At 73.1% G+C, this 12,457-nt stretch carries 9 protein-coding genes; 6 read left to right on the top strand and 3 right to left on the bottom strand.

Annotation, left to right across the window (positions count from 1 at the left end):
- Positions 1-79 precede the first annotated feature (79 nt).
- Positions 80-1,192, top strand: a complete 1,113-nt coding sequence (ald, locus tag ADEH_RS10940; protein WP_011421161.1) for an alanine dehydrogenase — start codon at positions 80-82, stop codon at positions 1,190-1,192.
- A gap of 3 nt (positions 1,193-1,195) precedes the next feature.
- Here the strand turns inward: ald and ADEH_RS10935 are convergent, their stop codons facing one another.
- From ADEH_RS10935 to ADEH_RS10925, 3 genes are all read right to left on the bottom strand, one after another.
- Positions 1,196-2,266 (bottom strand): 3-deoxy-7-phosphoheptulonate synthase, encoded by a 1,071-nt coding sequence (locus ADEH_RS10935; RefSeq protein WP_011421160.1) that lies wholly within the window; start codon positions 2,264-2,266, stop codon positions 1,196-1,198.
- Between the two features lie 118 nt (positions 2,267-2,384).
- Entirely contained in the window at positions 2,385-3,206 is an 822-nt protein-coding gene (locus ADEH_RS10930) for a class I SAM-dependent methyltransferase (protein WP_011421159.1), read from the bottom strand.
- Positions 3,207-3,290: 84 nt separating this feature from the next.
- A complete protein-coding gene (locus tag ADEH_RS10925; RefSeq protein WP_011421158.1) occupies positions 3,291-4,238 on the bottom strand; it encodes a cation diffusion facilitator family transporter in 948 nt (315 codons plus the stop codon).
- Positions 4,239-4,617: 379 nt separating this feature from the next.
- On the opposite strand from ADEH_RS10925, the gene ADEH_RS10920 reads away from it, so the two are divergent.
- The 5 genes from ADEH_RS10920 to ADEH_RS10900 all read left to right on the top strand — a co-directional run bounded on the left by ADEH_RS10920 (position 4,618) and on the right by ADEH_RS10900 (position 12,237).
- On the top strand, positions 4,618-5,232 hold the full coding sequence (locus ADEH_RS10920; RefSeq protein WP_232287474.1) for a hypothetical protein: 615 nt from the start codon (positions 4,618-4,620) through the stop codon (positions 5,230-5,232).
- Positions 5,219-6,397 (top strand): cytochrome c biogenesis protein ResB, encoded by a 1,179-nt coding sequence (locus tag ADEH_RS10915; protein WP_011421156.1) that lies wholly within the window; start codon positions 5,219-5,221, stop codon positions 6,395-6,397. The genes ADEH_RS10920 and ADEH_RS10915 overlap by 14 nt, the downstream gene beginning before the upstream one ends.
- Complete coding sequence (locus tag ADEH_RS10910; RefSeq protein WP_011421155.1) at positions 6,394-8,211, top strand: cytochrome c biogenesis protein; 1,818 nt, start codon at positions 6,394-6,396, stop codon at positions 8,209-8,211. Before ADEH_RS10915 ends, ADEH_RS10910 begins: the two co-directional genes overlap by 4 nt.
- Positions 8,212-9,103: 892 nt before the next feature.
- Entirely contained in the window at positions 9,104-10,831 is a 1,728-nt protein-coding gene (locus ADEH_RS10905) for a transporter substrate-binding domain-containing protein (protein ID WP_011421154.1), read from the top strand.
- Positions 10,828-12,237, top strand: coding sequence for a sigma-54-dependent transcriptional regulator (locus tag ADEH_RS10900; protein WP_011421153.1), 1,410 nt, complete (start codon positions 10,828-10,830; stop codon positions 12,235-12,237). Before ADEH_RS10905 ends, ADEH_RS10900 begins: the two co-directional genes overlap by 4 nt.
- Positions 12,238-12,457 lie beyond the last annotated feature (220 nt).

Below are 12,457 nucleotides of genomic sequence, written 5' to 3'. Positions count from 1 at the left end.
CCGGTGCGGGGATCGACGGCGGCCCTCGTTCGTCTTACTCGGTGGGGGCCGCTCGGCCCTCACCACCCCGGAGCTTCGCATGCGCGTCGGCTGCCCGAAGGAGATCAAGAACAATGAGAACCGCGTCGGCCTGACGCCCGGCGGGGCGCGATCGCTGGTCGCGGCCGGCCACGAGGTCCTGGTCGAGTCCGGCGCCGGCGAGCGGAGCGGGTTCACCGACGCCGAGTACGAGGCGGTCGGCGCGCGCATCGCGCCGGTGGCGCGGCAGGTGTTCGAGCAGGCCGAGCTGATCGTGAAGGTGAAGGAGCCGCAGCCGCCCGAGCTGGCCGCGCTGCGGCCCGGGCAGATCCTGTTCACCTACCTGCACCTCGCGCCGGACCCGCTCCAGACGAAGGCGCTCCTCGAGCACGAGGTCACCGCCATCGCCTACGAGACCATCCGCGACCCCGCGGGCCGCCTGCCGCTGCTCACGCCCATGTCCGAGGTGGCCGGCCGCATGGCCGCGCACGTGGGCGCGTTCTACCTGCAGCAGCCGAACGGCGGGCGGGGGATGCTGCTCGGCGGCGTGCCCGGCGTGCCGCCCGCGCACGTGGTGGTGCTGGGCGGCGGGGTGGTGGGCCTGAACGCGATCAAGGTCGCGGCGGGCATGGGCGCGCGGGTCACGGTGCTCGACAAGAGCCTGCCCACGCTCCGCTACCTCGACGACATCTTCGGCAACCGCATCGAGACGCTCTGGTCGAACGAGGCCCACGTGGAGCAGGCGCTGGTCCAGGCCGACCTCGTCATCGGCGCGGTGCTCATCCCCGGCGCCGCCGCGCCACGGCTGGTGCAGCGGCGCATGCTGAAGGACATGAAGCCGGGCTGCGTGATCGTGGACGTGGCGGTGGACCAGGGCGGCTGCGTCGAGACCACCCGGCCGACCACCCACGCCGACCCGGTCTACTTCGTGGACGGCGTGCTGCACTACGCCGTCGCGAACATGCCCGGCGCGCTGCCGCGGACCTCCACGCTCGCGCTCACCAACGCGACGCTCCCGTACGCGATGCAGCTCGCCGGCCGCGGCGTGAAGGACGCGCTCCTCGCGGATCCCGGCTTCCTGGCCGGGCTCAACACGTACCGGGGCAAGCTCACCTGCGCCCCGGCGGCGGAGAGCCTGGGGATCCCGTACACGGATCCGCGGACGCTGCTGTAGGCGCTACCCGCGGTCGCGGCGCGGCAGCACGTCCTTCAGCACCTCGCGGGCCTGGCGCACCATCTCCACGGTGGTGTCCCAGCCCACGCAGGCGTCGGTGACCGAGCAGCCGTAGCGGAGCTTCGAGAGGTCGTCGGGGATGGGCTGGCTCCCGTCCTCGATGAAGCTCTCGACCATGAAGCCCACCACCGAGCGGTTGCCCTCCCGAACCTGGTGGACCACGTCGCGGAGCACGAGCGGCTGCAGCTCGGGCTTCTTCCACGAGTTCGCGTGGGAGCAGTCCACCACCAGGTTGAGCGGGAGCTTGGCGCGGGTGAGCGCCTGCTCGGCCAGCGAGATGGAGACGGTGTCGAAGTTGGGCCGGCCGCCGCCGCCGCGCAGCACCAGGTGGCCGTAGCGGTTGCCGCGGGTGCGGATGATGGCCGACTGCCCCTGGCCGTTCACGCCCAGGAAGCTGTGCGGCCGCCCCGCCGACAGGATGGCGTTCACCGCCGCGTCCACGTCGCCGTCGGTGCCGTTCTTGAAGCCGACCGGGGTGGAGAGGCCGGACGACATCTCGCGGTGCGTCTGCGACTCGGAGGTGCGGGCGCCGATGGCGGTCCAGGAGACGAGGTCGCCGTAGTACTGCGGCGCGTGCGGGTCGAGCGCCTCGGTGCCGGCGGGCAGGCCCAGCTCGTTCACCTGGAGCAGGAAGCGGCGCGCCCGCTCCATGCCCTCGTCGATCCGGAACGAGTCGTCCATGTACGGATCGTTGATGAAGCCCTTCCAGCCCACCGAGGTGCGCGGCTTCTCGAAGTACACGCGCATCACCAGGACCAGCGTGTCCTTCACCTCCTCGGCGAGGAGGCGCAGGCGGCGGGCGTAGTCGAGGCCGGCGGCGGCGTCGTGGATCGAGCAGGGGCCGATGACGCCGAACATGCGCGGGTCGCGGCCGTCGAGGATGGCCTCGATGGCGCGCCGGCCCTCCACCACGGTGCGGACGGCCTCCTCGGTGATGGGGATGCGCGCCTTGACCTCGTCCGGCGACGGCATGAGGTCGAACGCGGCGATGTTCAGGTCCTCGGTCTTCTGCACGGGCTCGCTCCGGCGCGGGGGAAGGGGAGCGAAAATACACCCGATCGGCGCGTCCGTTCCACCCCGCGCAGGGGCGATTCCCGGCCGGAAACCGCCGGCCCGCCGGTCGCGCGGCCGGCTACGGCACGCGCGCGGACAGGATCGGGATGATCCAGGCGGCGTACTGGTCCGGATCGCGGATGGTCGCGATCTGGTCGTCGAAGTGGCGCCGCGCCTCCTCGGCCGTGAAGCGCGTGTGCTGGCCGATGGCGTCCACGTAGCCGTCGCGCCAGGCCTCCCAGATGGCCGCGAACGTCTCGCGCGGCACGCGCAGCGTGTCCACCGCGACGTAGTCGAGCGTGAGGTCGGCGAGCCCGAGCGCGCGCATCATCGCGAACGCGCGCCGGCCCACCAGCATGTCGGAGCCGGTGCGGGCCCCGAACTCGCGCGGCGCGGCCGGCCAGAAGTCGGCCGGGTCGAGCGTGCGCGCCGGGATGTGGATCATCCCGTAGTCCTCGGCCAGCAGGTGGATGCGCCCGCCGCGGCGCGTCACGCGGACCAGCTCGGCGAGCGCGCGCTCGGGGTGGGGGATGGCCTGGATGACGTGGCGGCAGACGGTGAGGTCGAACTCGCGATCCGGCAGCGCCAGGTGGAACACGCTGCCCTGCGCGAACGAGACGCGCGGCGCGAGCGCGCCGTGGCGGGCGCGGGCCACCCGGAGCGGCGGCTCGAGCACGTCCACGCCGAGCAGCGTCGCCTGCGGGAACAGGCCGGCGAGGCGGGCGGTGATCTCGCCGGTGCCGCAGCCCGCGTCGAGGATGCGCGCGCCCGGCGGCAGCTCGTAGCGCCGGAACAGCGGCGCCTCCTGCGGCCAGATGGCCGAGGCCTGCGCGGCCAGGTTGCGGAACATGGACTCGTCCGCCATCTGGCGGGCCTGCGGGTTCAGCGTCTCCTGGCTCATGCACCGCCTCCGCGCCGGCCACCCGGCGGCCTCACTCGCCGGCCAACCGGCGGGCTCAACTGATGGCGAGGCGTTCGCGCCGCGTCAAGGTGCCTGGCGCGGCGCGGCCGGCGGCAGCGGCCGATCGAGCTCCTGGTCCTGCCAGGCGGCCGGATCCTCGAGGGCCTCGAGGTGCGTCTCCATGGTGGCGTTGGGCAGCACCGCCCGCACCTCCTGCTCGATCGCGTCCACCAGCGCGTGGCCGCGCGCCACCGTCCAGGCGCCGGGGACGAGCACGTGCACCGTGACGAAGCGGCGCGCACCGGCCTGCCGCGTCCGGAGCGCGTGGAACTGCACCTCCGGGCAGGCGTGGCGGTCGAGCACGGCGCGCAGCGCGGCCTGCTCCTCGGGCGCGAGCGCGCGGTCCAGCAGCCCGAGCGCCGAGCGGCGGATGATCTTCACGCCGGTCCAGACGATGTTGGCGGCGACCGCGAGCGCGATGAGCGGGTCGAGCCGCTGCCACCCGGTGACCGCCACCAGCCCCACCGCGACCAGCACGCCCGCCGACGTCCAGACGTCGGTCATGAGGTGGTGCGCGTCGGCCTCGAGCGCGATGGAGTGGTGGCGCCGGCCGGCCCGCAGCAGCACCCGCGCGACCCCGAGGTTCACGAGCGAGGCCGCCACCGAGACGACGAGGCCCAGCCCCACCTGCTCGATGGGGCGCGGCGCGAGCAGGCGCTCGGTGGCCGTCCAGGCGATCCCCGCGGCCGCGAGCAGGATGAGGGCCCCCTCCGCGCCGCTCGCGAAGTACTCCGCCTTGCCGTACCCGTACGCGTGCTCCTCGTCGGGAGGGCGGGCCGCGACCCCCAGCATCGCCAGCGTGAGCATGGCGGCGACGAGGTTCACCAGCGACTCGAGCGCGTCGGACAGCAGGCCCACCGAGCCGGTCAGGAGGTACGCGCCGGTCTTCAGGCCGATGGTGGTCACCGCCGCGGCGATGGAGAGCCAGGCGAAGCGGGTCAGGGAGGCGCGGGCGGGGGCGGGGGCGGTCATGACGGACGGTGCCAGTTGTCCGCCCGGGCCGGGCCGGCGGCAAGCGGGAAGGGGCGGGCGGTCCGGCGGCGCCCGCGGGCGAGCGGCTGCCTGCGACAAAGAGCCGCACGGGAGGCCCGGAAAGCGCGTGACGAACCGTTTGATCCCGATCATCTCAAGGGATAGGTTCCTGCCCCGTCTGGTACGGAAGGGTTCCGGGGGCTCGCTGTTGAATGGCAGCCCGCGCCAGACGGTCACAGCGCTGCGGCATGCGCAACTTCGCTGCGGTTTCCCGGGCGGCTGGCCGCCCGCACACGAGGGATGGATGCGAGTCGAAGCACCTGATCCGGGCGCGAGGCGGAACGGAGCACGCCCGTGGTCGCCGGTCGCACCCGCATGGGTGATCGTGGGGGCGCTGGTGCTGGCCGCGAGCGGCTGCCAGCGCGAGTCGGTGAGCCACTTCCGCGTGCCGAAGTCTGCGCCGGCGCCGGAGCCGGCCGGCATGGCGGCGATGCCCGCGGGCATGGGCGGCGGGATGGGCGCGCCCGGCATGGCCGGCGACGTGCCGCCGCCGGCGCAGCCGACCGGCTCGTCCGCGCTGGCGTGGACGCTGCCGAAGGGTTGGAACGAGGTCCGCGGCGGCGGCGCGATGCGCTACGCGACGATCACGCCCCCGGCCTCGGGCGGCAAGGTGGAGGTCACGGTGATCGTGCTCCCCGGTCCGGCGGGTGGCGAGCTCGCGAACGTGAACCGGTGGCGCGGGCAGATCGGCCTGCCGCCGCTCGACGACGCCGCGCTCGCGTCCGCGCGCAAGCACGTGAAGACCCGCGCCGGCGACGTGTCGGTCTACGACTTCCTCGGCGAGGGCCAGCAGAAGACCCGCGTGGTGGCTGGCTTCACGTTCACCGAGGGGAACACCTGGTTCCTGAAGATGTCCGGCGACGCGTCCGCGGTCGGCGCGCGCAAGCCCGAGTTCGTTTCCCTGCTGGAGAGCCTCCGCCTTGACGCGAATTGAGAACCGGCCCCTGCGCGCGCTGCTCGGCGTGCTCACCTCGCTGAAGCTCACCATCGTCTGCATGGCGGCGCTGATGGTGCTGGTGGTGGCCTGCACGCTGGCGCAGGTCCACCTCGGCACCTGGGGCGCGGTCAACGTCTACATGCGCAGCTGGCTCGTCTGGTGGGACGTGCCGGGCACCGTGCTCTCGGTGCCGGTGTTCCCCGGCGGCGCGCTCGCCGGCGCGGTGCTGGCGGTGAACCTCATCGCCGCGCAGCTGAAGCGCCTCGAGCTGTCCTGGAAGAAGGCGGGGCTCTGGATCGTCCACGCCGGCCTCATCCTGCTCGTCATCGGCGAGTTCGTGACCGGCATGTTCCAGCAGGACATGCAGCTCGCGTTCGAGGAGGGGCACACCGCGAACTACGTGGAGTACCCCCGCGAGAACGAGCTGGCGGTCATCGACGTCACCGACCCGGCCTGGGACGAGGTGTACGGCATCCCCGAGACGCTGCTCGCCCGCGCCGACGAGGTGCAGGTGCCGGGGACGCCCATCACGCTCAAGGTGAAGCGCTTCCTCAAGAACGCCGACCTGGCCATGCGCACGCCGAACGACGCGCCGGCCATCGCCACGGCCGGGGTGGGCACCAGCATCCGCGTGGCCGAGCTGCCGCCGGTCACCACCGACGACCGCCCCAACGCGACCGCGGCGTTCGTCGAGCCGGTGGCGGGCGGCCGGAGCTACGGCACCTGGCTGGTGTCGGCGCTGCTCGCCGCCCCGCAGCAGTTCGTCTACGAGGGGCGCACCTACCAGCTCGCGATGCGCTCGCGGCGTGTCTACCTGCCGTACTCGCTCACGCTGAAGGACTTCACCCACGACGTGTACCCGGGCACGGAGATCCCGAAGAACTTCTCCAGCCTGGTGCACCTCAACAACCCGGCCAGGGGCGAGTCGCGCGACGTGCTCATCTACATGAACCAGCCGCTGCGCTACGACGGGAAGGCGTTCTACCAGGCCAGCTTCGGGAAGGGCGACACCCTCTCGATCCTGCAGGTGGTGTCGAACCCGGGCTGGCTCCTGCCTTACATCTCCTGCGTGCTGGTCACGGTGGGGCTGCTCGTCCACTTCGCCATCACGATGAGAAGGTCGATGCGGCGCCGTGCGGCCGCGGCGGAGGCGCACTCATGAAGCTCGAGAAGCTGATCCCCTGGCTCGCCGGCGGCCTCGCCGTCGTCGGCGCGGCGATCGCCGTCATCCCGCCGAGCCCGGTCCGCGGGTTCGACACCGACGCGTTCGGCCGGCTGCCGGTGCTGGAGGGCGGGCGCGTGAAGCCGGTGGACTCGGTGTCGCGCAACGCGCTGCTGATGATCCGCGGCCAGCAGAGCTTCAGGTACGACCCGGACGGCGACGGCCCGCAGAAGGGCCGGACCATCTCGTCCGACGAGTGGATCCTGGACGTCCTGTTCCGCCCGGAGCTCGCGGACCAGTACCCGGTGTTCGTGATCAACGACCCGGAGGTCCTCGGGCTCATGGGCATGCGCCAGAGCTCGAACCGCTACTTCGCGTTCAGCGCGCTCGTCCCGCACCTGGAGGAGATCCAGAAGCAGGCCATGGCGGCGCACCAGGTGGACGCGAAGCAGCGCACGCGCTTCCAGTCGGCCATCGCGAACCTGTTCGAGCGCGTGTACCTGTACTACCGCCTCAAGAACACCGTGCAGCTCGCCGGCTCGCCCGGCCTCGCGGCGGAGGTGGCCTCGGCAGGCACGCCGGGCGCGCAGCAGCGCCACCAGGCCATCGAGGAGCTGGCCTACTTCCGCCCGATCCCGCCGGCCGCGGGCACCACCGGCGACGACTGGCTCAACATGGGCCAGGCGCTGCGCGGCGCCGCGTCCGGCCAGGTGGGGGACGCGCTGTCGGGCTGGGCGCGGCTCTCGGTCGCGTACATGGCGCAGGACCCGTCGAGCTTCGGCCGCGCGGTGGCCGACGTCACCGCCGCCGACGCCGCGGCGCGCCCGGACTCGATCGACCTCGCGGGCCACGAGATCGTCTTCAACCGGGCGCAGCCGTTCTACGCGGGCATGGTGGTGTACGTGCTCGCGATGCTGGCGCTGTTCGCCTCCTGGCTCTGGAAGCCGAAGATCCTGCAGCCGGCCGCGTACGGCCTGCTGGTGGCGGGCGCGCTGATCCACACGCTGGGCCTCGTCTCGCGCGTGCTCCTGCAGGGCCGCCCGCCGGTCACGAACCTCTACTCCTCCGCGGTGTTCGTGGGGTGGGGCGCGGTGGTGCTGGGCGTCATCCTGGAGCGCATCTACAGGAAGGGGTTCGCGACCGCGGTGGCCGCGGCCTCGGGGTTCGCCTCGCTCATCGTGGCGCACCACCTCTCCGGCGACGGCGACACGATGGAGATGATGCGGGCGGTGCTGGACTCGAACTTCTGGCTCGCCACCCACGTCGTCACCATCACCATCGGCTACAGCGGCACGTTCCTCGCGGGCGCGATGGCCATCGGCTACACGCTCCGCAAGCACCTCGTGCGCAAGCCGGACCCGGGCACCACCAAGGCGCTCATGGGGATGACCTACGGCGTCATCTGCTTCGCGCTCTTCTTCAGCTTCCTGGGCACGGTGCTGGGCGGCATCTGGGCCGACCAGTCCTGGGGCCGGTTCTGGGGCTGGGATCCGAAGGAGAACGGCGCGCTGCTCATCGTGCTGTGGAACGCGATCATCCTGCACGCGCGCTGGGGCGGGTTCGTCCGCGAGCGCGGCATCATGGCGATGGCGATCTTCGGCAACGTCATCACCAGCCTGTCCTGGTTCGGCGTGAACATGCTGGGCGTGGGGCTCCACTCGTACGGCTTCATGGACAGCGCGTTCTGGGCGCTCACCGGCTTCATCGCCTCGCAGCTCGCCATCATGGCGTTCACGCTGCTGCCGGCGCAGTTCTGGAGGACGGCGCACGCGGCAGGCAAGCAGCAGGAGCCGTCGCCGGAGCCGGGGCACTAGGTACTTCCGGCGCTTCGAAAGCGAGGCGGCCCCGCTCCCGGTCCGGGGGTGGGGCCGTCGTCTTTCGCGTTGGGGCGCGTGTCCGCCTCCAGCGGGCCCTGTCCTGGAACGGGCCGCTAGGTCGGCGGTCCGGGCATTCGCGGCGGTGCTCGCTCCGCAAGGCCCGGGACGTGGATGGATGGCCGGAACCGGTGCGGTGGGATCGTGGAAGCCGACGCACCGTGCGGGCCAGCCGCGGCGCGACGCCGGCGCCGGCTGCGCCGGTCCCTCCTGCAGCGGCTGTCCCCGGCGGTGCAGGTCTAGGATCCTGGAGACGCGCAGAGGGCTCGCTCCGCTCTGCTCCGGCGCGAACGCCCGGATCGCCTCCGTGGCGGCCTGACGTGGACGGGAGGCGTGGGGCAAGGAACATCTCGCGCAGAGCCCCCGAACACCTCGAAGCCGCCAGTACGGCCCCCCGTCCGCCAAGCGGACGCCCTCGCCCGCGACCGCGACTGTCAGCGCAGGCGCAGCCCGCGACGATCACCTCTCGCGCGCGTATCCAGCCGGCGTGCGCGGCGAGCATGTCTGAGGCCGCGCGTCGCGAAGCGATACGCGCGGCCGAGTTTGCGAGCGCGCCCAACTGCGCCGGACGCGACCCGCGCGCGTCCTACGACCGAAGCCCCGCGCCGAGCATTCCTTCTCCACGTCGCGCGAGCGGGCGAGGGCGGGAGCGCCCATCAGGACCCGCATCCACGGGCACCCGGCTTCGAGAGTCCGCAGCCCCCGCCCACCCTTCGACAGGCTCAGGGTGAGCGGGTTCGAGAACGCCCGCCCTTCGACAGCTCAGGGCGAGCGGACCCGTCCCTGCCCCCCGCCTTGTCCCGGCGGCGGCCCCGTCGTAGCGTGCGCCTCGATGCGCCGAATCCACGCTTGCCTGCTCGTCGCCGCGGTGCTGGCGGCGGCCCCGGTTGCACGGGCCGTCCCGCCCGCGCCGCAGCCGAAGCGGGTGGTGGTCGGGGCCGACCGCGACTACCCGCCCTACGAGTTCCTCGACGAGAACGGCCAGCCGGCCGGTTTCAACGTGGACCTCACCCGCGCCATCGGCGAGGTGATGGGGTTCACGGTCGAGTTCCGCTTCGGGGACTGGGCGGGCATCCGGGCCGGGCTCGCCGACGGCAGCATCGACGTGCTCCAGGGCATCTCGTGGTCGGAGGAGCGCGCCCGCCGCCTGGACTTCGCGGCGCCGCACGCCATCGTCCACCACGCCATCTTCGTCCGGAAGGACGGCCCCCGGCCCGCCTCGCTCGACGCGCTGGCCGGGCGCGAGGTGGTGGTGTTCGGCGGCGGCATCATGGACGAGGAGATCACCCGGGCCGGCAAGGCCGCCGAGGTGATCCGGACGCAGACGCCCGCCGACGCGCTGCGCCTGCTCGCCTCCGGCCAGCACGACTGCGTCGTGCTGGCGCTCCTGCCCGGGATCTACCTGCAGCGCCAGCTCGGGCTCACCAACATCGAGCCCGTGGGCGAGCCCGTGCGCGCCGAGCGCTACGGGTACGCCGTGCGGAAGGGCGATCGCGAGCTGCTCGCGCGCTTCGACGAGGGGCTCGCCATCCTGAAGCAGACCGGGCGCTACGACGCCATCCACGCGCGCTGGCTCGGGCCGCTCGAGCCCAGGCCCATCGGGTGGAAGGCCGTCGCGCGCTACGCCGCGCTCGGCGCGCTGCCCATCCTCGTGCTGCTCGGCGCCAGCATCGCCTGGAGCCGGTCGCTGCGGCGGCTGGTGGCCCAGCGCACCGCCTCGCTGGAGCGCGAGGTGGCCGAGCGCGAGCGGGCCGTGGCCGCGCTGCGCGAGCACCAGCACCAGCTCGTGCAGGCGCAGAAGGCGGCCGCGATGGGCGTGCTCGTGTCCGGGGTCGCCCACGAGATCAACAACCCCGCCGGCTACATCCTGCTCAACGTCCCCACGCTCAAGGCCGCGTTCGCCGACGCGCAGGAGGCGCTCGACGCGCGCGCGCGCGAGGGCGAGCTGAAGCTGGCCGGCATCCCGTACGCGCGCATGCGCGACGAGATCCCGCAGATGCTGGACGAGATCGCCGAGGGCGGGCGGCGCATCAAGCGCATCGTGGACGACCTGAAGGACTTCGCCCGGCGCGACGACGCGCCCCGGCTCGAGCCCATGGACCTCGGCGCCTCCGCGCGCGCCGCGGTGCGCCTGCTCGAGGCGCCCATCCGCGCCGCCACCTCCCGGTTCGAGCTGGCGGTCGCGCCCGGGCTGCCGCGCGTGCGCGGCAACCCGCACCGGCTCGAGCAGGTGATCGTGAACCTGCTCCTGAACGCGTGCCAGGCGCTCCCCGACCGCGATCACGGGCTGCGCCTCTCGATCCGCCACGACGCGGCCGCCGGCGAGGTGGTGCTGGAGGTGCGCGACGAGGGCGTCGGCATCCCCCCCGAGCACCTGGCGCGGCTCACCGACCCGTTCTTCACCACCAAGCGCGAGAGCGGCGGCACCGGGCTCGGCCTGTCGGTGTCGGCGGGGATCGTGAAGGAGCACGGCGGCCGGCTCGAGTTCGGCTCGCAGCCGGGCGTGGGCACCACCGCGGCGCTGGTGCTGCCCGCGCTCCACGAGGAGGCCGCGGCGTGAGCGAGTCCTTCTACCCCGCGTTCGCGGTCCTGGCGGTGGACGACGAGGCCGCCTGGCTGCGCTCGGTGGCGCTCACCCTCGAGCGCGCCGCCGGCATCACCCACCTGCTCACCTGCCAGGATCCGCGGCGGGTGATGGAGGTGCTCGACGGCAACGACGTCGGGGTGGTGCTGCTCGACCTGACCATGCCGCACCTGTCCGGCGAGGACCTGCTCGGCCGCATCTCGGTGGAGCACCCCGACGTGAAGGTCATCGTGGTCTCCGGGATGAACCAGGTCGAGACCGCGGTGCGCTGCATGAAGCTCGGCGCGTTCGACTACCACGTGAAGACCGAGGAGGAGGACCGGCTGGTCGCCGGCGTGCTGCGCGCCGTGCGCATGCAGGAGCTGCAGCGCGAGAACGGGGAGATGACCGCGCGCTTCATGTCCGGGGAGCTGCGCAACCCCGAGGCGTTCGCCGGCATCGTCACGCAGGACCGCACCATGCTGACGCTGTTCTCGTACGTGGAGGCGGTGGCGCGGAGCCCGCAGCCGCTGCTCGTCACCGGCGAGAGCGGGGTGGGGAAGGAGCTGGTGGCCGGGGCCGCGCACCGGCTCTCCGGGTTGCCCGGGAAGCTGGTGGCCGTGAACGTGGCCGGGCTCGACGACGCGGTGTTCGCCGACACGCTGTTCGGCCACCTGCGCGGCGCGTTCACCGGCGCCGAGCAGGCCCGGCGCGGCATGGTGGAGGAGGCCGCCGACGGCACGCTGTTCCTCGACGAGATCGGGGACCTCTCGGTGCCGTCGCAGGTGAAGCTGCTGCGCTTCCTGCAGGAGGGCGAGTACTTCCCGCTCGGGAGCGACCGGCCGAAGCGCGTGAAGGTGCGCGTCGTCGCCGCCACGCACCAGGACCTCGCCGCCAAGGAGCGGGCCGGGATGTTCCGGCGCGACCTGTACTACCGCCTGCGCACGCACCGGGTGCGGGTGCCGCCGCTCCGCGAGCGCCGCGAGGACGTGCCGCTCCTGCTCGACCACTTCCTCGGCGAGGCGGCGCGGCAGCTCGGGAAGAAGAAGCCCACCCCGCCGAGGCAGCTCGCGCAGCTGCTCATGACGCACGACTTCCCCGGCAACGTCCGCGAGCTGCGCGCCATGTGCTTCGACGCGGTCAGCCGCCACCGCGATCGCGTGCTCTCCATGGACGCGTTCCTGGAGGCGATCGGCCGGCACGGCAACGGCGCCCACCCCGCGGCCGACGAAGGGCAGAACCCGTTCGGCGCGGTGGAGCGGCTGCCCACGTTCGACGAGGCGCTGGAGCTGCTGGTGCAGGAGGCGATGCGGCGCTCCGGCGGGAACCAGACGCTGGCCGCCCGCCTGGTCGGCATCTCGCAGCCGGCGCTGTCGAAGCGCCTGAAGTCCTATCGCCGCTGAGCCCGGCGATCGCGCAGCGCCCCCGCCGCGCGCCGAACCGGCATTCCCGCCGGAATGTCCATGCCCGCCGGCATGGCCGCGCGCAGGCGACCGGGATCACTGCGCTCCGGGGCCCGCGCGGGCGGTGCGGCGCGCCGTCGCGATAACCCGCGGAATGCCGGTTCGGATCTCGACGCGCTGCGCGAGCGGCGGGTGATCACGCCGGATTCCGCGCGCGGGC

Source organism: Anaeromyxobacter dehalogenans 2CP-C, from assembly GCF_000013385.1.
GTDB classification, from domain to species: domain Bacteria; phylum Myxococcota; class Myxococcia; order Myxococcales; family Anaeromyxobacteraceae; genus Anaeromyxobacter; species Anaeromyxobacter dehalogenans_B.
This window is presented reverse-complemented; position numbering and strand designations above follow the sequence as displayed.